18 protein-coding genes and 1 pseudogene are annotated in these 22,945 nt (G+C 58.6%); 11 read left to right on the top strand and 8 right to left on the bottom strand.

All coding sequences use genetic code 11. The features are described from left to right. Complete coding sequence (gene cobM / locus RGM3321_RS17790; RefSeq protein WP_244394154.1) at nucleotides 1-750, top strand: precorrin-4 C(11)-methyltransferase; 750 nt, start codon at nucleotides 1-3, stop codon at nucleotides 748-750. Between the two features lie 84 nt (nucleotides 751-834). On the opposite strand, the gene RGM3321_RS17795 is transcribed toward cobM, so the two are convergent. Beyond that, nucleotides 835-4,317, bottom strand: a complete 3,483-nt coding sequence (locus RGM3321_RS17795) for an indolepyruvate ferredoxin oxidoreductase family protein (RefSeq protein ID WP_244394155.1) — start codon at nucleotides 4,315-4,317, stop codon at nucleotides 835-837. Between the two features lie 184 nt (nucleotides 4,318-4,501). Between RGM3321_RS17795 and RGM3321_RS17800 the strand changes: the two genes are divergently transcribed. From RGM3321_RS17800 to RGM3321_RS17810, 3 genes are all read left to right on the top strand, one after another. Next, nucleotides 4,502-4,969 carry an Lrp/AsnC family transcriptional regulator gene (locus RGM3321_RS17800; protein ID WP_002553253.1) on the top strand — a complete coding sequence of 156 codons (468 nt, stop codon included), beginning with the start codon at nucleotides 4,502-4,504 and terminating at the stop codon, nucleotides 4,967-4,969. Between the two features lie 494 nt (nucleotides 4,970-5,463). Further along, a complete protein-coding gene (locus RGM3321_RS17805; protein ID WP_244394156.1) occupies nucleotides 5,464-5,997 on the top strand; it encodes a DUF4880 domain-containing protein in 534 nt (177 codons plus the stop codon). A 100-nt stretch (nucleotides 5,998-6,097) separates the two neighbouring features. After that, nucleotides 6,098-7,234, top strand: a complete 1,137-nt coding sequence (locus tag RGM3321_RS17810; RefSeq protein ID WP_244394157.1) for a M14-type cytosolic carboxypeptidase — start codon at nucleotides 6,098-6,100, stop codon at nucleotides 7,232-7,234. Between the two features lie 34 nt (nucleotides 7,235-7,268). Here RGM3321_RS17810 and RGM3321_RS17815 read toward each other — a convergent pair whose 3' ends face one another. Next, nucleotides 7,269-8,498 (bottom strand): MFS transporter, encoded by a 1,230-nt coding sequence (locus RGM3321_RS17815; protein ID WP_244394158.1) that lies wholly within the window; start codon nucleotides 8,496-8,498, stop codon nucleotides 7,269-7,271. Nucleotides 8,499-8,604: 106 nt separating this feature from the next. Here RGM3321_RS17815 and RGM3321_RS17820 point away from each other — a divergent pair, with 106 nt between their 5' ends. Together RGM3321_RS17820 and RGM3321_RS17825 are read left to right on the top strand one after the other, a co-directional pair. Next, nucleotides 8,605-9,150 carry a TetR/AcrR family transcriptional regulator gene (locus tag RGM3321_RS17820; protein WP_002553247.1) on the top strand — a complete coding sequence of 182 codons (546 nt, stop codon included), beginning with the start codon at nucleotides 8,605-8,607 and terminating at the stop codon, nucleotides 9,148-9,150. A gap of 79 nt (nucleotides 9,151-9,229) precedes the next feature. Beyond that, a complete protein-coding gene (locus RGM3321_RS17825; protein ID WP_244394159.1) occupies nucleotides 9,230-10,534 on the top strand; it encodes a leucine-rich repeat-containing protein kinase family protein in 1,305 nt (434 codons plus the stop codon). Nucleotides 10,535-10,554: 20 nt separating this feature from the next. Here RGM3321_RS17825 and RGM3321_RS17830 read toward each other — a convergent pair whose 3' ends face one another. Then, complete coding sequence (locus tag RGM3321_RS17830) at nucleotides 10,555-11,259, bottom strand: YebC/PmpR family DNA-binding transcriptional regulator (protein WP_244394160.1); 705 nt, start codon at nucleotides 11,257-11,259, stop codon at nucleotides 10,555-10,557. Between the two features lie 325 nt (nucleotides 11,260-11,584). Between RGM3321_RS17830 and tssI the strand changes: the two genes are divergently transcribed. Then, a complete protein-coding gene (gene tssI, locus RGM3321_RS17835) occupies nucleotides 11,585-13,225 on the top strand; it encodes a type VI secretion system tip protein TssI/VgrG (RefSeq protein ID WP_244394161.1) in 1,641 nt (546 codons plus the stop codon). Here the strand turns inward: tssI and RGM3321_RS17840 are convergent. Continuing rightward, nucleotides 13,165-13,938, bottom strand: coding sequence for an enoyl-CoA hydratase (locus RGM3321_RS17840; RefSeq protein WP_244394162.1), 774 nt, complete (start codon nucleotides 13,936-13,938; stop codon nucleotides 13,165-13,167). The genes tssI and RGM3321_RS17840 overlap by 61 nt on opposite strands. A 91-nt stretch (nucleotides 13,939-14,029) precedes the next feature. Next, nucleotides 14,030-15,238, bottom strand: a complete 1,209-nt coding sequence (locus RGM3321_RS17845) for an acetyl-CoA C-acyltransferase (protein WP_244394163.1) — start codon at nucleotides 15,236-15,238, stop codon at nucleotides 14,030-14,032. Between the two features lie 174 nt (nucleotides 15,239-15,412). On the opposite strand from RGM3321_RS17845, the gene RGM3321_RS17850 reads away from it, so the two are divergent. Continuing rightward, complete coding sequence (locus tag RGM3321_RS17850; protein ID WP_244394164.1) at nucleotides 15,413-15,892, top strand: LEA type 2 family protein; 480 nt, start codon at nucleotides 15,413-15,415, stop codon at nucleotides 15,890-15,892. Between the two features lie 128 nt (nucleotides 15,893-16,020). Further along, a complete protein-coding gene (locus RGM3321_RS17855) occupies nucleotides 16,021-16,899 on the top strand; it encodes a glycoside hydrolase family protein (RefSeq protein ID WP_244394165.1) in 879 nt (292 codons plus the stop codon). A 37-nt stretch (nucleotides 16,900-16,936) separates the two neighbouring features. Here RGM3321_RS17855 and RGM3321_RS28505 read toward each other — a convergent pair. After that, nucleotides 16,937-17,254 (bottom strand): annotated as a pseudogene (locus tag RGM3321_RS28505) (hypothetical protein); the annotation flags it as partial. A gap of 555 nt (nucleotides 17,255-17,809) precedes the next feature. Between RGM3321_RS28505 and RGM3321_RS17860 the strand changes: the two are divergent. Beyond that, nucleotides 17,810-18,052, top strand: a complete 243-nt coding sequence (locus RGM3321_RS17860) for a hypothetical protein (RefSeq protein ID WP_244394252.1) — start codon at nucleotides 17,810-17,812, stop codon at nucleotides 18,050-18,052. Further along, complete coding sequence (locus tag RGM3321_RS17865) at nucleotides 18,049-20,790, top strand: glycoside hydrolase family 3 C-terminal domain-containing protein (RefSeq protein ID WP_244394166.1); 2,742 nt, start codon at nucleotides 18,049-18,051, stop codon at nucleotides 20,788-20,790. Before RGM3321_RS17860 ends, RGM3321_RS17865 begins: the two co-directional genes overlap by 4 nt. Nucleotides 20,791-20,806: 16 nt before the next feature. Here RGM3321_RS17865 and RGM3321_RS17870 read toward each other — a convergent pair whose 3' ends face one another. After that, entirely contained in the window at nucleotides 20,807-21,457 is a 651-nt protein-coding gene (locus tag RGM3321_RS17870; protein ID WP_244394167.1) for a TetR/AcrR family transcriptional regulator, read from the bottom strand. Nucleotides 21,458-21,479: 22 nt separating this feature from the next. Then, nucleotides 21,480-22,841, bottom strand: coding sequence for an MATE family efflux transporter (locus tag RGM3321_RS17875; protein ID WP_244394168.1), 1,362 nt, complete (start codon nucleotides 22,839-22,841; stop codon nucleotides 21,480-21,482). Nucleotides 22,842-22,945: the final 104 nt, after the last annotated feature.

Below are 22,945 nucleotides of genomic sequence, written 5' to 3' on the forward strand. Positions count from 1 at the left end.
TTGACTGTCTATTTCATCGGTGCCGGCCCTGGCGATCCCGAGCTGATCACCGTCAAGGGGCAACGCCTGATTCGCACATGCCCGGTCATTATCTATGCAGGCTCACTGGTGCCGCTCGCAGTGCTGGAGGGTCATCAGGCCGTGCAGGTGACCAACAGCGCCGAGCTGCATCTGGAGCAGATCATCGAACTGATAAAGGCCGCGCATGCGCAGGGCCTGGACGTTGCTCGCGTGCATTCCGGCGACCCTGGCCTGTATGGCGCCATCGGCGAGCAGATCCGCCATCTGCGGGAACTGAATATTCCATTCGAAATCATTCCCGGCGTCACCGCGACCGCTGCCTGCGCTGCGCTGCTGGGCGTCGAGCTGACCCTGCCGGATGTTTCGCAAAGCGTGATTCTGACTCGCTATGCCGACAAGACCTCAATGCCCAGCGGCGAGGAACTGGCCAGTCTGGCCAGCCACCGGGCAACCATGGCGATTCATCTGGGGGTGAACAACCTGCAGCGGATTGTCGACGAGCTTGTTCCGCATTACGGAGCCGATTGCCCGATTGCCGTGGTGCACCGTGCCAGTTGGCCAGATCAGGACTGGGCAGTTGGCACACTGGCGGATATTCACGACAAAGTGCAGTGCAAAGGCTTTCGCCGCACTGCATTGATTCTGGTCGGACGTGTGCTTGCCGCTGACACGTTCAGCGAGTCATCGCTGTACCGCGCCAGGCATGCACACCTGTTCAGACCGAGCTGATATTGGCGAAGGCGGTACTCCGGGCGCAGAACACAGCAGATCTGCCCCGGTCGCTGCGATCAGGAGATGCGAAGTATCTCCCCGTCAGGCAGCTGCCTCGTACAACTTCGGTGCAACCACCTCGCCGCTTTCCAGACTCTTGCGCAGAATGTCGGCCTGCAATGCAGCCGCTTTCATGGTGCTCTCCTTGATATAGCCATAGCCACGAATTCGCTCCGGCAGACGTGCCAGGCTCAAAGCGGTATGGCGGTTCTGCGCTTGCAGGTGCTGAAGAATCAGCTCGATGTCACGCACGTAACCTTCAATCAACTCCTTCTCCTGTTTGCGCTCAAGGCTGTGGCCAAACGGATCGAGCGCTGTGCCACGGAGGAATTTGAACTTCGCCAGCAGGTTGAAGGCGCGCAGCATCCAGGGGCCGAAACTGCGTTTGCGCGGCAGGCCGTTGTGCGGATCGCGTTTTGCCAGCCATGACGGTGCCAAGTGGAATTCCAGTCGATAATCGCCTTCGAACTGCGCTTCCAGCTGGCGGGTGAACTCGCCGTTGCTGTACAGCCGCGCTACTTCGTACTCGTCCTTATAGGCCAGCAATTTGAAGTAGTTGAACGCAACCGCCTCAGAGAGCATCGGCTGCTGACCGGGGAACGCCCGTGATTCGGTATCGCGCACACGTTGCACCAGCTCCACATAGCGCTTGGCATAGGCGCCACTCTGATACGCCTTCAAGGTTTCGACATTGCTCTGAATACGCTGATCAAGGTCCATTGGCTGCGGCTCGCTGACCTTCTGCTGCGGATTGACGAAGGCTTCGACCGCCGCAGGATCATGGGCGGTACGACGACCCCAGAGAAACGCCTGCTGATTGAGATTGACCGCCACCCCGTTGAGTTCGATCGCCTTTTCGATGGCGGCCGAGGTCAACGGAATCAGGCCCAGCTGAAACGCGTAACCGAGCATGAACAGGTTACTGGCGATGCTGTCACCCATCAGCCGGGTGGCCAGCGATGTGGCTTCGACAAAGTGGGTCTTCGCAGCGCCCACCGCCTCGATGATGGTCTGCTTCATGGCCTCGGCCGGAAATACGGCATCCGGGTTGCGCGTGAACTCGGCGGTCGGCGTTTGCTGGCTGTTGACCACTGCGTGGGAAATCTTGCTGTCGAGCTTGGCGATTGCATCCGGACCGGCAGCCACCAGTAAGTCACAGCCGAGCAGCAGGTGCGCCTCGCCGGCTGCGATACGCACCGCGAACAAGTCCTGTTGGCGCGCTGCAATACGGATATGGCTGACCACCGGGCCGAATTTCTGTGCCAAACCGGCCTGATCCAGCACGCTGCAGCCCTTGCCTTCCAGATTAGCGGCATAACCCAGCATTGCACCGACGGTGGTCACGCCTGTGCCGCCAACCCCCGGCAACAGAATATTGAACGGCCGCTCCAGCGACGGCAGTGCAGGTTCAGGCAAGCGAGCGAACGCCTCGACCTGCTTGGGCACCGCAGGCTTGCGCAGCTTGCCGCCATGCACCGTGACGAAGCTTGGGCAGAAACCTTCGACGCAGCTGAAATCCTTGTTGCAGGCGCTCTGATCGATTTCGCGCTTGCGGCCCTGCGCCGTTTCCTTGGGCAGCACGGACAGGCAACCGGATTTGACCCCGCAGTCGCCGCAGCCCTCACATACGGCCGGGTTGATCAACGCACGCTTTTCCAGATCCGGCATGGTGCCGCGTTTGCGGCGGCGACGCTTTTCAGTCGCACAGGTCTGGTCGTAGATGATCACCGACACACCTTTGAACTCACGCAGCTCGCGCTGCACGCTGTCCAGATCACGCCGATGATGGAAGGTGGTAATCGGCGCGAAATCCTGCCGGCTCGGGTACTTGTCCGGCTCGTCGGAGACCAGTGCGATGCGCTGCACGCCCTCGTTGAACACCTGGCGGCTCAGTTGATCGACGCGCAACACGCCGTCGATTGGCTGGCCACCGGTCATGGCAACGGCATCGTTGTAGAGGATCTTGTAGGTGATATTGACCTTGGAGGCCACGGCTGCACGCAGCGCCAGATGCCCGGAATGAAAGTAAGTACCGTCGCCCAGATTCTGGAAGACGTGAGGTGTTTCGGTGAACGGTGCCTGACCGATCCAGGTCACGCCCTCGCCGCCCATCTGGGTGAAGGTATCGGTTTCGCGATCCATCCAGATGGTCATGTAGTGGCAACCGATCCCGGCCAGGGCGCGACTGCCTTCCGGCACACGCGTCGACGTGTTGTGCGGGCAGCCCGAGCAGAAATGCGGAGTGCGTTGGGTGTTGAACAGCGGCGCCTGAAGCGCCTGTTCCTTGTCGCTGAGGAACTGCAGACGTGCCTCGATCTGCGGGCTGCTGTAGAACGGAGCAAGACGCTTGGCGATGACCCTGGCGATCATCGCCGGTGTCAGCTCGCTGAGGTTCGGCAGCAGTGAGCGGCCCTGTTCATCGAACTCACCGACCACCACCGGGCGGCGGTCCACGGGCCAGTTGTAGAGCTGCCCGGTCAGTTGATCTTCGATGACACTGCGTTTTTCCTCGACCACCAGAATTTCGTCCAGCCCTTCGGCAAAGTCGTGCACCGACACCGGTTCCAGCGGCCAGCTCATGCCGACCTTGAGCACGCGAATCCCGACCCTGTCGCACAGCTCCTGATCGATACCCAGCTCTTCAAGCGCCTGACGCACATCCAGATAGGACTTGCCGGTAGTAATGATGCCCAGCCTGGGGTGTGCAGAATCGATGACCACCTTGTTAAGCTGATTGGCGCGGGCGAAGGCCCTGGCCGCATAGATCTTGTAGGTGTTGAGACGCGCTTCCTGGGCCAGCGGCGGATCCGGCCAGCGGATGTGCAAACCGCCTTCCGGCAGTGCGAAATCTTCCGGAGTGCGCGTTTTGACCCGCAACGGGTCAACCTCGACCACGGCCGAAGAATCCACGTTCTCGGCAATGGTCTTCATCGCCACCCAGCAACCGCTGTAACGCGACAATTCCCAGCCGATGATGCCGTAGTCGAGAATTTCCTGAACGTTGCTGGGGTTGAGTACCGGGATCATCGAAGCAATAAACGCATGTTCGCTCTGGTGGGCAATGGTCGATGATTTGCAGCCGTGGTCATCGCCCGCAAGAATCAGCACACCGCCATTGGCTGCAACGCCTGCCGAGTTGCCGTGCTTGAAGACATCTCCGCAACGGTCCACGCCCGGGCCTTTGCCGTACCAGAGGGCAAACACGCCATCGTATTTACCGTGGGGAAACAGGTTGACCTGCTGACTACCCCAGACAGCCGTCGCCGCCAGTTCTTCGTTGATGCCCGGCTGAAAATGGATGGCGTTTTGTTGCAGGTAGTCCTTGGCGTCCCAAAGGCTTTTGTCCAGATTGCCCAACGGCGAGCCGCGGTAGCCGGAAATAAAACCGGCGGTATTCAGGCCCAGCGCTTCATCACGTTGTTTTTGCAGCATCGGCAGGCGAGTCAGGGCCTGTGTGCCGGTCAGGTACAGATTACCGGTGGCAAGCCGGTATTTATCATCCAGACGAATATCAGCCAGAGACATGCGGATACCTCTCTTGTTCTTGTCTTGTTCTTATAGGTGTCAGGCTTTTGCGCAGGGACGGTCAAACCCGGCAGCCTTGCCACTAGACTGCCAGCAGCAAAGAGGCTTTTTCTTTCTAAATGCCTGCAAATCTGCTGATATTGAGCATGCTTTTTTCGATCAGAACAAAAAACAAGGTCAATTCATGCAGCCTAAATTGAGCCCCATCGATCGCAAGATTCTTCGTCTTTTGCAACATGACGCCAGCCTGTCTGCGGCAGAAATCGCCGAACGGGTCGAGTTATCGCAATCGCCCTGCTGGCGGCGCATTCACCGGCTTCAGGAAGACGGAGTGATAGAACGCACTGTCGCCCTGCTCAGCACTCAGAAGCTCGGCCTGAGCATGACCGTGTTTGTCGAGGTCAAGCTGTCGGGCCATGGCCGACGCTATCTGGCCGAATTCGAAGAGGCCATCATCGGCCACCCGGAGGTGCTGGAGTGCTACACCATGGCCGGAGGGATGGATTTCATGCTCAAGGTGGTTGCTCAGGACATCGCCAGCTATGAGCGCTTTCTGCGCGATCATTTGCTGCAGTTGCCGCACGTACATGAGGCCCACTCGAACATTGCCATGAGCACGGTGAAACGCACCACGGAGTTGCCGCTGGACTAGAGGATGTCGGGTGGGAACGAAAAAGAAAAATCCGCCGAGCAGGCGCTGGCGGATTATCTGTATCGATGAGGGCAATAAAAACATTTGACTTGCAAATGATAATGATTATTATTGCATCAGCGGGTCGCGAGATCCGCTGGATAACCTGGAAGTCTTAGGTCGGCTTCCTGATTATCTCCTCATCAGGCTAATCACGGTTCTTGACCCGGCTTTTTGCCGGGTCTTTTTTTTGGTTCTTTCTTTTGGTTTCGCTGCTTCAGGCTAATGAAGTCTGGGTACTGCGCAGGTGTGTAGCAATGGCGCGGATCATAGCAAAGCAACCCTGATACGGGTCATGTTTTTGCAGCGAAAATGCCCGGATACGACATATAAAAAGTAAATGCTGCAACTTTTCACTTGAGAATGATTCTCGTATTCACTAGTCTACCCTTGTCACGGACGATACCGGTCATTGCAAGGAACAATCCCCATGGAAGATCAGCGAGCGATACATCATGAGTAATCAGCTCCCTTCTTTGCTGCACCTCCCCGCCCGTCTGCCTGAGCCGCAGCCCACGCCGCAGGTCATCGAACTCGGCCACCGGCTGGGCAAGCTTTCGCGCCGTACCCGGCAGATATTCCTGCTCAGCCGGCTTGATGGTCTGGCGTATGCTGATATCGCCCGCTTCATGGATGTCGATCTCGCCCGGGTAGAGCGCGCGATGCTTCGCGCACTTGGCAAGGCACATCTTCAGAGCACCGATGACAGCCGTGCCATTCAGGATCAGGCCAGCCGCTGGTATGTGCACTTGCAGAGCCCTGCTGCAACGGCCAGCGAACGCATCGAATTTCGCCACTGGCTGGACGCCGATGCCGCGCACCTTTCAGCGTTCCAGAACAGCGAGCGCATGTGGCGCCAATTACAGGCCCCTGCCTTGTTGCTCGGGGCGTCCGGCTGGCATCGACGCAAGCGTCGTGCCTATCTGGTGTGGTGCCTGCTGACGGCATTCATCTGCAGCCTGATGGTCACAGCCGAGGCTATTTCCTGACACAGGAGGACCGTTGGGATGAAGTTTACGTCGCAAGGTGCCCGGTTGATCGGTGTACAGTAGCGGCCTGAAAAGGCATCTACGTACGCAGGCACCTATCTTGACCCTCACGATCAGTTCGGATTTCGACAGCGGCAATATTCAGGTTCTCGACGCAAGCGACCCGACGCATATAAGCCTGGCGATCCGGCCGGACACGCAAAGCGCGCATTTCCAGTGGTTTCATTTCAAGGCAGAAGGCCTGAACGTCGGCCAGACCTATGGTTTCAGCCTGACTAATGCCAGCGAGTCCACTTTCAATAATGCCTGGACCGGCTACAACGCCGTGGCGTCCTACGACCATGAGAACTGGTTTCGGGTAGCGTCGGATTTCGACGGCAAGGCGCTGAATTTCAGCCTGGCCCCGGACCAGCCGAAAGTCTGGTTTGCGTACTTCGAACCCTACAGCCGTGAGCGCCATGACTGGCTGATCGAACAGGCGCAGGAAAAGGCCGGCGCACACTTGCTGGCTGTCGGCAAAAGTATCGAGGGTCGTGATATTCAGCTGCTGCGCAAAGGTGACGGTGCCGAAGGCAAGCGCAAGATCTGGATGATTGCCCAGCAGCATCCCGGCGAGCACATGGCTGAATGGTTCATGGAGGGCGTGATCGAACGCCTTCAGCAAAAAAACGACACGGTGCTGCAGCAATTACTCGCCAACGCCGACCTGTATCTGGTGCCCAACGTCAACCCGGACGGCGCCTTTCATGGCCACTTGCGTACCAATGCCAACGGCAAGGATCTCAACCGCGCGTGGCAGGACAGCACTGAAGAACAAAGCCCGGAAGTCTTCTTCATCAAGCAGCAGATGGAAAAATACGGCGTGGATATGTTCCTCGACGTGCATGGTGACGAGGAAATCCCGTACGTATTCACCGCAGCCTGTGAGGGCAACCCCGGTTATACCGCGCATCAACGCCAGCTTGAAGAGCGCTTTCGCAGCCGTCTGTGCGAGGTCAGCGAGAACTTCCAGACGGTCTACGGCTACCCGCGCAGCGCGCCCGGCCAAGCCAATATGAACCTGGCGGCAAATGCCGTGGGCGAACGCTATAAATGCCTGGCGCTGACGCTGGAGATGCCGTTCAAGGATCACAACAACGCGCCAGACCCTGTCACCGGCTGGTCAGGCAAGCGCTCCGCGCAACTGGCCGGGGATGTATTGACCGTGCTGGCCGAGATGGTTAACGACCTGCGCTGAGGGCTCCTGTCTGTCGGCGAACCGAAATGCCCACTTAAACGTGGGCATTTTTGTTTTTGCTGGCCGTACGGCGCACGATCAAACTCGCCAAGGCGATCAATGCCAGCATGATCACCACTGCTCCGTAGACATTGCTGGTCATCACCAGCCCTGCCGAGTGGGCGAAGAACCCGGCAATCAGTGCCGGTATGCAGAAGGCCAGGTAGCTGAGTACCAAAAAAGCCGACATCAGCCCTCCCCGCTCATGAGCATGCGCCGTTGGCATGAGCATCCGCAGTGCACCGAGAAAACTTGATCCGAAACCGATACCCGCCACCACCGCACCGACGAAGAACAGCCACAACATGCCCAGGTTGACCGCCAGCAGAATGACCGCCACACCGAGCGGCAAAAAGCTTGCACCTACCCACAAGCCCAGCACCGGCTCCCGCTGACGCAAGCTCAGAATCGCCAGCGCGCCACTGAGCGTCAGCGCCGCAACCGCCAGGCCACCGTTGAGTGGCGAGTTCGAGCCAGTCGCCGCTGCCAGCAAGGACGGGCTCAGCGACAGAAAAAAGCCGCCCAGTGCCCAGGCTGCTATATCCACCGGCAGTACCAGCCATAACATACGCCGCGACTGCTGCGGAACGTGCAGCGATGGCTTGAGGGATTGCCAGGCGCCTGGCTGGCGGCTAACGGTTTCCGCCACTCTGCCAAGGTAAATCGCCTGCGCGACAAAGGCGGCCAGCAGGAAGCAGTAACCCAACACCAGCGGTAACGGCGCGAACTGCACCAGCAGTGCCGTGCCCAGCGCACCCACCGCCATGCCGAGCATGGGCGAGATGCTGTTGATCAGCGGCCCTTTGACTGAATCGCTGTCCAGTAAGGCAGCCCCCAATGCACTGGCAGCAAGTCCTGTAGCAAACCCCTGCAACAGACGCGCGGCCATCAGCCAGGTAACATCGCTGGCGAAAATGAACAGCAGCATCGAAACGATTTGCAGCAGCAAGGCACCGAAAACCACCGGACGCCGCCCCAGGTAATCAGACAACGAGCCGCCGATCAGCAAGGCAGCCAGCAGACTGAATGCATACACTGCAAAAATCAGGGTGAGCACGCCGGAAGAGAAGCCCCATGCCTCCTGATACAGGTGATAAAGCGGCGTGGGTGTGCTGGACGCGGCAAAGAAGCACAGTGTGGTGAAAGCCAGAAACCCGAGGTGGCTTCGTGCCCGACCATCAGACTTGAGGTCTGATAGCGTCGAACCTTGTGAAGAAAGGGACATGAATGCGCTCTCCGCCAATGCAACCTGTTAAAGCCATAAATTAGCTTTTGCGGAGTGTGCGACGGAGGAGCGCTTAAAGCAAATACTTTGTGTTAAGGTCCGCCGTATGGCTATCAAAGAAGCAGTACGCACCGGAGGCCGTAGCGCCCGCGTGCAGGAATCCATTCACCGCGCTGTCCGCGATTTGTTGCTGGAGCATGATCGTTCTGCGCTCAGCGTGCCAATGATCGCACTCCGGGCAGGCGTTACGCCGTCGACCATTTATCGCCGCTGGGGTGACCTGACGACGTTGCTGGCAGACGCCGCCATTGAGCATCTGCGCCCAGATGCGCCAATAGATCAAGGCAGTCTGCACCAGGACCTGCTGACCTGGAGCGAAATGTATCTCGACGAAATGTCTTCGACCCCAGGTCGCGCCCTGATGCGCGATGTGGTCGCCAGCACCTCTGGCTGTGTCGGCAGGTGCGCGGCAATGGTCCGCGAACAATTGCAGGTGATGATTGACCGTGCGACTGCTCGCGGCGAAGCCTCGCCGACCGCCGACGACCTGATTGATGCCATTGTTGCGCCGATGATCTACCGGATTCTGTATTCCGAATCGGCCCCCACGCCCGAACGCGTGCGTCAATGGGTGGAGCGCTGCCTGAGCTGAGGCAATGCTTGCAGCAGTCAGTGGCTGAAACACCCGTTATGATGCGCGCCTTGTACGATATCCATGACCGAGCCTATTCATGCACACCCTCGCAGATCTACGCGCCGGCAAGCTGGCAGGTATCAAACGGCTTGACCTTTCCTGCGGCCTGAGCGAATTCCCGGTCGAGGTATTCGACCTGGCGGACACCCTGGAAGTATTGAACATCAGCGGCAACTCGTTGACGTCGCTGCCTGACGACCTGTGCCGCCTTACCCGGCTGCGCGTGCTGTTCGCGTCAGACAACGCCTTCACGCACTTGCCGGAAAGCATCGGCCAATGCCAGCAGCTGCAGATTGTCGGCCTCAAGGCCAATCGCATTGAACAGGTCAGCGCCGCAGCACTGCCACCGCGCCTGCGCTGGCTGATACTGACCGATAACTGTATCGAGTACCTGCCTGATGAACTGGGCCGTCGCCCGGACCTGCAAAAGCTCATGCTCGCTGGCAACCGCTTGCGTACGCTGCCCGCGACCCTCGCTGATTGCCACAACCTGGAGCTGATCCGCATTGCCGCCAATCGCCTGACCGAGCTGCCGGACTGGCTGCTGAGCCTGCCAGCCCTGGCATGGCTCGCCTATGCCGACAATCCACTGTGTGCCGAACACCGGGCCGAGCCGATCCGTCAGATCCCGTGGCATCAGTTGAGCATCGGTCAGCGCCTGGGCGAAGGCGCGTCCGGGATCATTCAGCAGGCGCTCTGGCGGCACGCAAACAATGAGCGAATGACGGCGGTCAAGCTGTACAAGGGCAGTGTCACCAGCGATGGCTCACCTCTCAATGAAATGGCCGCCTGCATCGCCGCTGGCCGTCACGCCAGCCTGATCGAGGTGCTCGGGCAAATCAGCGGGCATCCCGATCAGCAGCGTGGCCTGGTCATGGAACTGATAGCGCCCGACTTCGGCAATCTTGCCGGGCCGCCGAGCCTGGAATCCTGTACCCGCGATGTCTATGCCCGCGAAACACGCTTTTCGCTGCCGGTGCTGTTACGTATCGCCGAAGGCATCGCGTCGGCCACTGCGCACCTGCATGCCAACGGCATCACGCATGGCGACCTTTATGGCCACAACATTCTTGTGCAGGAGGATGGCAACTGCCTGTTGAGCGACTTCGGCGCGGCGTCGTTTCACCCGTCAGCGGCACAGGGAAAGGCGCTGGAGCGCATCGAAACACGGGCATTCGGTATCTTGCTGGGAGAATTGCTGGAGCGCTGCAATGCCGATGAGCAGAATCAGAACGTAATGCAGGGGCTACAGGCGCTTCAGGCGAGTTGCGTGCAGCCTGATTGCCAGCGACGACCGTCACTGGCGGAGATTCTTCTACAGATGAAAGCATGGAGCGCGTAAAGCGCTCCATTACACAGTGATCAGCCGGCCAGACCCACGTATACGTTCTGCACGTCATCGTGATTGTCGATGGCTTCGAGAAACGCTTCGACTTCGGCCATCTGCTCCTCGGTCAGGCCATCCACAGTGCTTTTCGGGCGATAACCCAATTGCGCGGACTGCACGGTGAAACCAAATTCAGGGAGCGCCTTGCAGACCGCATCCATGTCCGTGGATTCGGTCAGGAACAGTGTGGCGCCCTCTTCAGCAGGCTCGAAATCCTGGGCACCGGCTTCGATTGCCGCCAGCTCTGGATCTGCGTCCGGTGAAGCGGGTATGGCCTCGATCATGCCCTGGTACAGAAAGTCCCACGATACCGAGCCCGCAGCACCCAACTGGCCCTTGCGGAACAGCACGCGAATTTCCGAGACCGTACGATTGATGTTATCGGTCAGGCACTCGACGATCACCGGTACGCGATGTGGCGCAAAGCCTTCGTAGGTCAGACGCTCGAAGTTGACGCTCTCGCCCAGCAGGCCTGCGCCTTTCTTGATGGCACGCTCCAGGGTTTCGCGCGGCATCGAAGCCTTTTTGGCCTGTTCCACTACCAGCCGCAGACGCGAGTTCATGTCCGGGTCTGCGCCAGCGCGTGCGGCGATCATGATCTCCTTGGACAGCTTGCCAAACGTGCGTCCCTTGGCATTGGCTGCCGCTTCTTTATGCTTGACCTTCCACTGTGCGCCCATGTCTGCTCTCTTGATTCGCTAGGCACCTCGCCGCCTGCGCCTGCATGACTGACAGAACGCGGCGCTGGCAAGGCGCTGAAAAAGGGTCACCGGCAAATACCCTGTCCGGCGCGGCGCATTTTATACGCGATCACGGCAGATGAAACCCCCGCCGCGCACATTGCTCAAACGAACTCGCCAAGATGGCTGCCAATCGGGCCGACGGCAATCATCCGCTTTCCATCACCGCTTGTAGTCTTTTTCCGAAAAACCTTGCAGCAATGCTTTTAGGCCAAGGTATTCCGTAACCTGCGCACCCTGATTTTGAAGGTAGAGAGCCCCGCAGATGCGCAAGGACCTGCAAATGCCAATCATACTGGCGATTACCGACTGCCAGACGGATCTGCATGTCATCAGCTTCACCGGCCGGGACGCTCTCAATGAAGCGTATCGCTTCGACATCTGGCTGATCGGCGACCCTCTTCTGGATGTGCGCAGCCTGCTGCACCGAGAAGCGTTTTTGAGGCTCGGTGAGCGTCGCAGCGGCGTGCATGGCCAGATCTGCCATGCGGCCCGAATCCACAGCGGGGCTCGCGTGAGCCTTTATCACCTGATCCTGATGCCCAGCCTTGGCAAGCTTGCAGCCCATCGGCATCGGCGCATCTATCAGGATATTGCGCCTCCTCAGTTAATCGCTCAGTTGCTGGAAACACACGGTATTGGCGCAAACGCTTACCGCTTTGAGCACATGAACGGTCTTTACCCGGCCAGACCGCTGCATATCCAGTACGACGAAAGCGATCTGCACCTGCTGCAACGCCTGTGCGAAGAAGAAGGCATTCATTTCCGTTTCGAACATCGTCAGAGCGGCCATCGGCTGGTGTTCTCGGATGACTCTGCAAGCTTTCCGGCACAGCCGGTACCCTTTCGCTTCAAGCCCCAGGAACAGTCAGGCACATCGACCGGGACGCTCTTGCACATGGCAGAAGTACTCACGCTTCCAGGCGTTTCGCGACAACCCGCTACAGGCCTGAAACAGACGCAGCCTCCCTCGTCTAAGCACGACGAGAACGCCACAACGCCCGCAGCCAATCATGCATTTCAACCGTCAGGCGTTCGCGGCCCAATCAGCCAGGAAGAGGCGCTGAGTCGCCAGCGCGGCATGCGCGAGCTGGAGCGCCTGCGTTGCGAACGGCGCGACGTCAGCGGGCGCAGCAACCGGTCTGGCTTGCGCAGTGGCGAAGTCATACAGGTGCTTGATCACCCGGAGCCATTGCTTAACGATCAATGGTTGCTGACCGAAGTGCTGCACGCGGGTCGGCAATTACAGTTGCTCAGAGGGGCCGTCGCCCATGATGCCCTGGCAATCCTGCGCATCCTCAGCGACGAGCAGCGCTCATCGCCCGCAGCCGCACAGCTATCAGGCAATGGCTATGGCAACCGTTTCAAGGCCATCCCCTGGGCGATGCCGTTTCGCCCTTCAGTCAGACATCCTCGACCGGCCGCCACAGGCGATCATATAGCCACGCTGCAAGACAGCGACCCGTACGTAGAACAGCCCGGCTATCGACCGGTTCGTTTCGACTGGCAAGCGCAACACCCGGCAGACCGAGCCACCCAGCGCTGGCAGATGGCGCTGGTAGCCTGCCGCGAGATTCATCAGTTGCTACCTGGCTCACGCGTACTGGTCCGTTATCTGGACAGTCATCCCGAGCGCCCGATTATCTGCGCAGCCCTGCCAACAGCTGAATACGCCTCGCAAGAAAGTCTGTGGCACGGCGACCAGTCTGCAAAACCAGCCGATTGCATTCGACTTGCGAGCGGCGAGCACCTGCGCGTTACAACAGACAGCGAGTTGATTGTTCACGGGCAGACGGCCGAGCTGCACATTGATGCGCAGCACATCCAGATTCTGGGTCGTTTAGATCAGCAGTCCTTGAAATCCGGCTGGCGCTTGTCGATAAAGGCGTTCATGCCCTCCTTCTGATCGTGACTGGCGAAGGCTGCGTGAAACACCCGGCGCTCGAACCGGATGCCTTCGGCCAGACTGACCTCGAACGCGCGGTTGACGCTCTCCTTGACCATCATCGCCACCGGCAGGGACTTGCCGGCGATTACCGCCGCTACCGCGAGGGCTTCCGGCAGCAACTGCTCAAGTGGCACTACCCGAGCAACCAGTCCGGCACGCTCGGCTTCGTGAGCATCGATCAGGCGACCGGTCAGGCACATTTCCATGGCTTTGGCCTTGCCGACGGCGCGAGTCAGACGCTGCGTCCCGCCCATGCCGGGCAACACACCGAGATTGATCTCCGGCTGCCCGAATCTGGCGTTTTCAGCCGCCAGAATGAAATCGCACATCAACGCTAGTTCACAGCCTCCACCCAAGGCAAAACCGGCCACTGCCGCCACGATGGGTTTGCGCCGCGCGGCCACCCGATCACTTTCACGAAACAGATCGTCCAGGTAGATTTGCGGGTAGGACAGGTCGACCATTTCCTTGATATCGGCACCGGCAGCAAAGGCTTTTTCCGAGCCGGTCAGCACGATGCAGCCGATGGCACTGTCTGCTTCGAACTGGTCGAGTGCATGGTTCAGCTCGTCAATCAATTGAGCATTCAATGCATTCAGTGCCTTGGGACGGCTCAGCGTGATAACGCCAACCATACCTATAATCTCACTTAGAATTGTCTCGTAAGGCATTGAAAAATATCCTTTTTTATTAATAACCGCGCATGGTCGTGAAATCTAGAATCTACATTCACAAAAAATCTTAAGCCTTTGAATAAATTATCTAATCAATGATTTCAATGGCGACAGCGGTGGCCTCTCCGCCACCGATACAAATCGCCGCCATCCCGCGCTTGAGCTGCCTGCGCTGCAAAGCCGCCAACAGCGTCACGATGATCCGCGCGCCCGAAGCGCCTATCGGGTGACCCAGCGCGCACGCCCCACCGTTGACGTTGACTTTCTCGTGCGCAAGGCCCAGTTCACTCATCGCTACCAGCGGCACGACTGCAAACGCTTCGTTGATCTCGAACAGATCGACGTCGTCCAGCGCCCAGCCTGTCTTGCTCTGCAGACGCTGAATGGCGCCTATCGGTGCGGTTGGAAACAGACCCGGCTGGTCGGCAAATGCCGCATGTGCGTAAAACACCGCCAAGGGCCGCAACCCTCGCCGCTGCGCCTCGGACTGACGCATCAACAGCAGTGCTGCGGCGCCATCGGAAATTGAGCTGGAGTTGGCTGCCGTGACCGTACCGCCCTCGCGAAAGGCGGGTTTGAGCGTCGGGATCTTGTCCAGACGCGCCTTGGGCGGTTGTTCATCGTGAATGATCTGCCTGGACTCTTTGCCCACGGTGACCTGCACCGGAACGATTTCGGCGTCGAAATGACCCTCGGTGATGGCCTCCTGCGCGCGGGCCAGTGACGCCAGAGCGAACGTATCCTGCGTCTCGCGACTGAAACCGTTCAACCCGGCGCAGTCTTCGGCGAAGGTGCCCATCAACCGACCCGGCTCATAGGCATCCTCAAGGCCGTCAAGAAACATATGGTCCAGCACCTTGCCATGCCCCATGCGGTAACCATTGCGCGCACGGTCCAGCAGGTAAGGTGCATTGGACATGCTCTCCATGCCCCCAGCCACTACCACCGCCGTGCTGTCTGCCATCAACAGGTCATGGGCCATAATTGCGGTCTGCATACCAGAACCGCACATCTTGTTGACCGTGCTGCACAGCGTCGCATTGCCTAGCCCGGCCCCCAGTGCAGCTTGTCGGGCGGGCGCTTGACCGAGGCCCGCCGGCAGCACACAACCAAACAGCACATGCTGCACGTCTGCACTTTCAATGCCTGCCCGCTCGACGGCTGCGCGGATGGCGATCGAACCCAGTTCTGTGGCACTGAGGCTCTGCAGATCACCCTGAAAACCGCCCATGGGCGTGCGTGCAGCGCTGACAATGACCACTGGGTCTTGATGAAGGGGTGTCCTTTCGGTGGACATGATTATCTCCAGTCTTGTTTTTATAGGAACGGTCGAATCATCAACCTGCTGTCTTGCGGACGCAATGGTTGAGACAGGCAGATTAGCGGGTATCCCGGCATTGCGCCCGACAGGACGAATCTCTCACGGCAGACGAGGTCTGAAGATGACTGAACCCGACGCTGGAGCACACGAATGTCGCTACGCCCGATCCGCGCCCTGCTCTCAGGCCTGCTTATCCTTGGCCTGAGCGCGTGTGCACTCATCCCCCATCGAGACCCGCTGACGATCAATGTCGTCGGTATCGAACCCGTCCCCGGGCAAGGACTTGAACTGCGCATGGCGGTCACATTGCGGGTGCAGAACCCGAACGAAACCGAGATCAACTACAACGGTGTGGCGCTGGATCTGGACGTGAACGGCAAGCTGCTGGCTTCGGGTGTGAGCAACCAGAAAGGCACCGTAGGACGCTTCTCCGAGGCGGTGCTGGTGGTGCCGGTCAGCGTGTCGGCGTTCGCCGCCTTGCGCCAGGCGCTGGGACTGTCCCAAAGCCAGCGCCTGGACAACCTGCCCTATACACTTCGCGGCAAGCTGGCTGGCGGCCTGTTCGGTACGATGCGCTTCAGTGACAGCGGCACGCTGGATTTGCGCCAGGCAGAGGGAGATCCTTGGTAACAAGTCATTACGGGTAGTCATGCCTGTCAGGGTTTGGCAGGGTAACGGGGCGATACAGGTGGCATGCTTTCTGCTGGCTGACTGCAGCGCATGCTCTGCGCCTCCCCACCCTCAAGGAAGATTTGCCAATGCCCCCGCAGAACCCGTCAGCACGTTTCTTTCCGAATTTTCTGGCCCTTGTGACGCTGATGCTCAGCCTGTGCATGGCACCGGCATGGGCTGCAGAAAAAAGCGCCAAGCGCGGCATTGCCTACGACGTCGCCCTGCCCGCCGACCTGAGTGCGTTATCGTCAGGCGTGAGCTGGTGGTACAACTGGAGCCCCAGACCCCATGACCGTCTGGCGTCATACGATTATGCGTCGATGTACGGTGTGGATTTCATTCCGATGGTGTGGAACGGCAACGTTGACGACGGTCAGTTGAAGCAATACCTGCTGGCTCACTCAGCCATTCGCTATTTGCTGGTGATCAATGAGCCGAATCTGCTCGACCAGGCCAACATGACGCCCGAAGCGGCGGCCAGCTTCTGGCCAAGGCTGGAACAGATCGCCGCCCAGACCGGCGTAAAACTGGTGGGGCCAGCGATGAACTGGGGAACCATGCCGGGCTACGGCGACCCGGTGGTATGGCTCGATGCCTTCTACACAGCCTATCGATCGATGAATCAGAATCGCGACCCGCGCATCGATTACCTGGCTTTTCACTGGTACGACTATGGTTTGCCGGGAATGCTCGATCGGCTGTCGAAGTACGGAAAACCCTTCTGGGTCACCGAGTTCGCCAATTGGCACGCCCTGGATGACGGAATGCAGATTGATACGGTCGAAAAGCAGAAGCAGCAGATGGCCGAGATGGTCGCCACGCTTGAGCAGCGCCCGGACGTGTTCAGGTACGCCTGGTTCACTGGCCGGATGAACCCGGACCCGCACTTTTCCAGCTTGCTGGACGCTGAGGGCAAGCTGACCGAACTGGGTCAGTACTACCTCTCGCTGCCGTATAGCGAGTGACACTGCACTGAGTGACCACAGGGTCTTCACAGCTGGCAAGCGAGGCTGCGCCGATCTCGGTCAGGCCGCTGATGATGTGCTGGGTATAAGGAAATGACTGATCGGGCTCCAGGACTCTTGCCGAGATCAGAAGCCCCTCCCTGACCAGCGTGTCGACCGCTCCCACACAAACGTGGATGGTCGGGGCACGAGCGTACGCGCGCACCAGCTCCCGGTAAATTTGACCAAACGTAAGCTTTTGGGGTTTGTTCGAGCACGATCGCTTGACGATGCTCAAGATCGCGAGGTCAACGCGTGGACATTCGTAACTCACCGCATTTGCCTTTAACGTAATGAAGCCTGACGCGCAAAACAGTCGACACCCGATACCGCTCTTCCCGACCTGCACAACACACGCTTAACCTTAAATAAAGCTGTTCACAAAGCGTCATTTTTTTGCGCACTTCGCAGACCACTATATTTATTGAAGCGCATTAAAAAAATAACCATTGAGCCCATCAATAGTTTATAGGAACGACCTGAATAGACTATAAGTCGCTTATGTTTAACGCACGTAAAAGCGTTAGATTGCAAAGCTTATCAGATCGCTAAACCTAACTACAGTTAGGTTTATTAAAAAGCAATTAAAACCTAAAAATCAGCATTTTTATAACAATTAAAACCAATTTAAACGACGAAATGGCCATTTATAACTATAAAAATCCTCAACCCAATTGCTTTTCTTCAAGAAAACCCTCATGAAGGCCAACTGATATCATTTAATAAAAACAAGGTTAGTAATACTTTATCCACCGGTGAACTTTTTACTGTCTCGCTGGACTTATTGTTCAGCCAAGCGATGTGTCATTGCGACAGCCGTCTGTTTTTCTCCTGCAAACCATTAATCGAGATGCAATCGATGACTAGAACCATGCTGTCTGTTTTCAGTGCAGTACTTTTGTGCGCGCACAGTGTCTGCGCACTGTCAGCGGACTCAACTTCCAACGCAAATACCGCTGTGTCCGATCAACAGATCCGGACGCAGGTGGAAGCCAAGCGCGACCAGTTATCAGGCGCCGACAAGATCAACCCGGCTCAACAACAGAGTTCGTCGTCCCTGCTCGAAGCGCCGGTGGACACCGACGACGCCCCTGCCCAGGCACAACGACCATGAATAACCTCAATCAACCGATCACATCGACCGGAAGGACACTTGCCTTGTCAGCCTTCAAACAGACGCTGGGCCTGAGCCTGCTGACGTTCAGCGTCATGCAGGCCAACCTTGCGCTCGCCGCCGTGACCCCGGCGACCGGTAATGCAGTCGAAGCGCGCGTCAGCTCGATTCTCGACAACATGAGCCAGTCGGAAAAGATCAACTTTACCCGCGTCGATGACGGCCACATGGTCCCTTCCCTGCTCAAGTGGGGCATCAAGGGCACAGTGGCGTATGACTCGTCCATGGGCGTGCACGTCAACAATGCCACGTTCGGCGCTCAGTACCCTTCGCAGTCCGCGTTGGCAGCGACCTGGAGCATCAACCGGGCCAAGGAATTCGGCCTGGCCATCGCTTATGAGACACGCATTTCCGGCGGCCAGCAGATGCTGTCGCCAGGCGTCAACCTGTACCGCACGCCCTACAACGGTCGTTCGGCAGAATATGTCAGCGGTGAGGACCCGTTCCTCGGCGCGGTACTGGCACCGGCCATTGTCAACGGCATTCAGGCCCAAGGTATTCAGGCCAGCGGCAAGCACTACCTGGCCAACGAGCAGGAAGCCAATCGTCAGGCGGTCGACATCAAGGTCGATGAGCGCACCCTGCGTGAACTGTACCTGCCGGGCTTCGAATCGATGGTGAAGAACGCCAATGTCGCCTCGATCATGTGCGGCTTCAACAAGGTCAATGGCGACTATGCCTGTGAAAACCATCACTTGATCACTGAAGTGCTCAAAGGTGAATGGGGCTATCAGGGCATGGTCATCAGTGACTTCAACGCCATTCACGATGCGTTCAAGGGCGCATGGGCCGGTACTGACATCGACATGCCATCCGGCCTGCAGTTTACCGAAGCCAAACTGCTGCCTTACCTGTGGAGCGGGCAACTGACCCAGAACGTGATCGACGACAAGGTCAAACGTAACCTGCGCGCCATCGTCAGCTACGACCTCCAGGAAAACCTCAACACCGCCAAGACCCTGGAGCATCCCGAGTACGGCATGCGTGCTGCGCTGAATACCGCGCGCGAATCCATCGTACTGCTGCGCAACGAAAACACCGCTGCGGGCAAACCGCTGCTGCCGCTGGCGCGCTCGGCGAAAATCGCCGTGATCGGCAACTGGGCGCACGATGTCCCGGCATCCCCTTTCGGCACCGCTAACTCGCCGCCCAACAGCTATGTAACCGAGCTGAGCGGCCTGCAGCAACTGGCGTCCAGCAGCTCCGATGTCACCTACCTCTCGGAAATGAGCCTGAATCCGGCCAGTTCCGTGTGGTATCAGCCGGCAACCGGCGACAACGGAATCAGCAACGCCGGGGTAAAAGCCGAGTACTTCTCCAATACCAGTTTTTCCGGCGACCCGGTGCTGACGCGCGTGGAACCAGGCTTGAACCTGAACTGGACCACCGGCAGCAACGTCACCAACGCTGGCAGTACTGCGGTGTCTGGCTTCAGCCCGTCACCCGGCGCATTCTCGGCGCGGTTCACCACCACCATCAAACCAACCGTCTCGGGCGCTCAGGTGTTCAAGGTGCGGGCAGACGGCCCGTACAAGCTGTGGGTCAACGATGAACTCGTGTTGCGGAGCGACGGCGTGCCTTACTCCGGTGACGTAGTGAACGCGCTGACAACGTCGGGGAAAACCGCAGCATTGTCGGCTGGCAAGACCTACAGTGTGAAGCTGGAATACCAGCGCGTACAAGGCAACTTCATCCCTGTACTGGGTAGCCTGACAGGCGTGCAGATGAGCTGGGCGTCGTTGCGTCCGCCAAAAGACCTGTCGAAATACGATGCAGTCGTGGTCGCTACAGGGAACACGTCCGAGAACGAAGGCGAAGGCTCTGACCACGGCTTCGATCTGCCCGATCAACAGGCTGAACTGATCAGCTTCGTCGCCAAGGCCAACCCCAACACCATCGTCGTCATGCATGGCGGCGGCGTGGCCAACATGCAGCCATGGGCGAACAAGGTCGGCGCCACGCTGCAAGCCTGGTTCCCGGGCCAGCAAGGCGGTCAGGCGCTGGCCGAGATCCTCTATGGCAAGGTCAACCCGTCGGGCAAACTGCCGGTGACGATCGACAAGAAAATCGAGGATAACCCAAGCTATGCCTCCTATCCGGACCCAACTGCCTATCGCGGCAGCAATCCGCTGACCGAAATGACCTACAGCGAAGGCCTGTACATGGGTTATCGCGGCTATGACAAGAAACACGCCAAGCCGCTCTACCCGTTCGGTTATGGCCTGTCCTACACCACGTTCAGCTACAGCGACCTGAAACTGTCGACCAACGTGCTGATGCCGGGCTCGACAATCGACGTTAAATTCACCGTAACCAATACGGGTGACAAGGCAGGCTTCGAAGTGGCACAGCTGTACGTACAGCCGGTCAAACCTGCGGTGGACCGTCCGGAGAAAGAGCTCAAGGGCTTCACCAAGGTGTACCTGCAACCCGGCGAGAGCAAGACTGTCAGCGTACCGATAGACTCCCGCTCCCTGGCCTATTACGTCGACAAGACGGCAAGCTGGGACGTGGACGCCGGGAAGTTCAAGATTCTCGTCGGTGCAGACTCGGAGAACCTGACCCTCAACAGGACGCTGATCACCCTGTACCCGGAAAAACTGACCACGCGTGACAGCAACCCGCTGCCACTGCCACTGCGCAAGGCAGTCCAGGTCAGCGCGGCACAGACCTACTGATGCACCCCGTCAAGGCTCATGGATGAGCCTTGATGTCCCTTCCCAATCGCTGCACGTAGATATCGAAAACCGCCATGACATCCACGTCCTGAGGGCTTCGCAGCCACTGAATCTGCAAGCCGTCCATGACCGAGAAGATCTCCTGGGCCAGGGCTTTGACATTGATGTCGCCGCGCACTTCCCCCGCCTCTATCAATGCCTGCAAATGGCCGCGTGCATGCTCATGAGTCAGCTGGAATCGCTCGCGGTGCCATGTCCATGCGGGATGCGACTTCGACAGGCTCTCTGTATTCATCAGCAGTGCTGCCTGACACTCGTCAGCATTCTCGATACTGAAGCTCATGCTCAACTTAAGAAATTTCAGAAACCCTTCAAGCGTCGGTTCGGTCACCAGATCCTGAAAGCGTGACGTAACCCGCTGATCCCTGCGCTCCAGCAACGCAGCGAGCAAGGCTTCCTTGTTGGGGAAATGGTGCAGCAAGCCGACGGTGGTGATGCCGGCAAGCAATGCCACCTCGCGCATTGATGCACTCGAATAGCCGTCCCTGGCGAAAACAACCGTGGCGGCATCCAGCAAGGCCTTTCTGCGCATGTCACCCTTGGGCGCACGACGGCGCTTGGGCGCAGCTGTTTCTTCGGATTCATTCCCTGATTCTTCGATAACCATAAAAACCTGATAACGCCTTGATTCAATGTACCCCGATGCTGGAAACCGGGGCCCTGCTGGTAAAAAACCGCTTCGCTGTCAGTGAAGCTGTGGCGATGGAGATCAGCGCAATGATCGCATTACCGGTAAACATGCCAGGCAACGCACCACTGCTGCCAAACCAGTGAATACCGGCGAATACGAAGGGCACTGTACCCGCTGTTGCCCTGAGCCAGGCAAACACCGCCACCCACCATGACTTGTTCATGGTCATGAATACGGCGATGGCGACGAAATCCAGACCAATCAAAACCCAGAGACCGCCGCCCCACAAGCAAAAGGCCATGAACACAGCGCGGGCCTCTGCTCCCAACTGGTAGAGATCGGCAATCATGCCGCTACACAGCACCAGCATCAACCAGACTGCCAGCCCGTAACAGACCACCAGCCGCCGGGTAAAGATGACCGCAGAACGCACGCGATCATCGCGGTTCGCACCAATATTCTGGCCAAGCACCGGGGCCAGCGCGCCGGGCAAGGCGAAAAAAGCGCAATACGAAAATTGCAGGACACGATCCAGCACTGCCATGGCGGCCAGGGCGGAGGTGCCGAATGCCGAAAGCGAGGCGACAAGATAAGCCAAACCGACCGGTGTCGCCAGATTCGCCGCCATGGCAGGAAGCGCAAGCCTGAAGGTACGCACGGCATGCAGGTGCAGCAATTTCAGATTGCGCGTGAAGACCATCCCTATGCGGCTGCGCACCCAATACAGCCCAATGGAAGCGGACACCGCTGCCGATATGGCAAAGGCGATGCCTGCGCCGTTCAGCCCCAGGTCCAGCACAAAGATGAACAGCGGGTCCGCGACCGCCAGCGTGGCAGCCGCTGAGAGCACCACTGCCAGCGCCCGGCGGTTATCACCGGTGGTTCTGAGCATCTGCGCCGACATCTGCATCACGGCCTGTAGTACGGTAAAAGGCAGTGTCACCCAGATGAAACTGCGCGCCGCCTCGTAAGTGGCCGCCTCGGCCCCCAGCCAGTGGATAATCGGCACCACCAGCGCCAACTGCGTGACAGACGCCAGAGCGGCGACCGTGACCACCATCAGCATGAGGCTGCCGGTCAGGCGAGGGATGGACTTCACCGCGCGATGGCCGATGCGCTCCGACAATACCGAAGTCGCAGCGATGATCACGCCGGTCACCAGCGCGCTGTTGAAAAAAATCAGCACCTTGGCGATGCCGACCGCAGCCAGAAGCACAGGGTCATGCAGCATCGAGACATAGACCAGCGTCAGTATGTCGACGAGAAAAATCGCAAACATGCTCAAGGCGCTGGTACTGGCGGTGACGACGATGTGGCGCGCTACGCTGCCCTGGGTGAATCTTGCGCTGGCTTGGGCCATCAATGTTCTCAAAAAGCCTGGTCAGCCCGGCATGCAAGGCATTCCCATGCAGGTGCATGAGGAACGGAAGTTTGTAACCGTCATGCCAACGCTGGCACGAGCAA

The organism is Pseudomonas sp. RGM 3321 (genome assembly GCF_022836805.1).
In the GTDB taxonomy this organism is placed as follows: domain Bacteria; phylum Pseudomonadota; class Gammaproteobacteria; order Pseudomonadales; family Pseudomonadaceae; genus Aquipseudomonas.

Excerpts from the sequence above, each read along its gene's own strand:
- RGM3321_RS17830 (WP_244394160.1), bottom strand. The coding sequence starts at position 11,259 with ATGGGCGCACAGTGGAAGGTCAAGCATAAAGAAGCGGCAGCCAATGCC.
- RGM3321_RS17870 (WP_244394167.1), bottom strand. The coding sequence starts at position 21,457 with ATGGTTATCGAAGAATCAGGGAATGAATCCGAAGAAACAGCTGCGCCC.
- RGM3321_RS17820 (WP_002553247.1), top strand. The coding sequence starts at position 8,605 with ATGGCTATCAAAGAAGCAGTACGCACCGGAGGCCGTAGCGCCCGCGTG.
- RGM3321_RS17845 (WP_244394163.1), bottom strand. The coding sequence starts at position 15,238 with ATGTCCACCGAAAGGACACCCCTTCATCAAGACCCAGTGGTCATTGTC.
- RGM3321_RS17795 (WP_244394155.1), bottom strand. The coding sequence starts at position 4,317 with ATGTCTCTGGCTGATATTCGTCTGGATGATAAATACCGGCTTGCCACC.
- RGM3321_RS17825 (WP_244394159.1), top strand. The coding sequence starts at position 9,230 with ATGCACACCCTCGCAGATCTACGCGCCGGCAAGCTGGCAGGTATCAAA.
- RGM3321_RS17850 (WP_244394164.1), top strand. The coding sequence starts at position 15,413 with ATGTCGCTACGCCCGATCCGCGCCCTGCTCTCAGGCCTGCTTATCCTT.
- RGM3321_RS17800 (WP_002553253.1), top strand. The coding sequence starts at position 4,502 with ATGCAGCCTAAATTGAGCCCCATCGATCGCAAGATTCTTCGTCTTTTG.
- RGM3321_RS17855 (WP_244394165.1), top strand. The coding sequence starts at position 16,021 with ATGCCCCCGCAGAACCCGTCAGCACGTTTCTTTCCGAATTTTCTGGCC.
- RGM3321_RS17815 (WP_244394158.1), bottom strand. The coding sequence starts at position 8,498 with ATGTCCCTTTCTTCACAAGGTTCGACGCTATCAGACCTCAAGTCTGAT.
- tssI (WP_244394161.1), top strand. The coding sequence starts at position 11,585 with ATGCGCAAGGACCTGCAAATGCCAATCATACTGGCGATTACCGACTGC.
- RGM3321_RS17840 (WP_244394162.1), bottom strand. The coding sequence starts at position 13,938 with ATGCCTTACGAGACAATTCTAAGTGAGATTATAGGTATGGTTGGCGTT.
- RGM3321_RS17865 (WP_244394166.1), top strand. The coding sequence starts at position 18,049 with ATGAATAACCTCAATCAACCGATCACATCGACCGGAAGGACACTTGCC.
- RGM3321_RS17805 (WP_244394156.1), top strand. The coding sequence starts at position 5,464 with ATGAGTAATCAGCTCCCTTCTTTGCTGCACCTCCCCGCCCGTCTGCCT.
- RGM3321_RS17860 (WP_244394252.1), top strand. The coding sequence starts at position 17,810 with ATGCTGTCTGTTTTCAGTGCAGTACTTTTGTGCGCGCACAGTGTCTGC.
- RGM3321_RS17875 (WP_244394168.1), bottom strand. The coding sequence starts at position 22,841 with ATGGCCCAAGCCAGCGCAAGATTCACCCAGGGCAGCGTAGCGCGCCAC.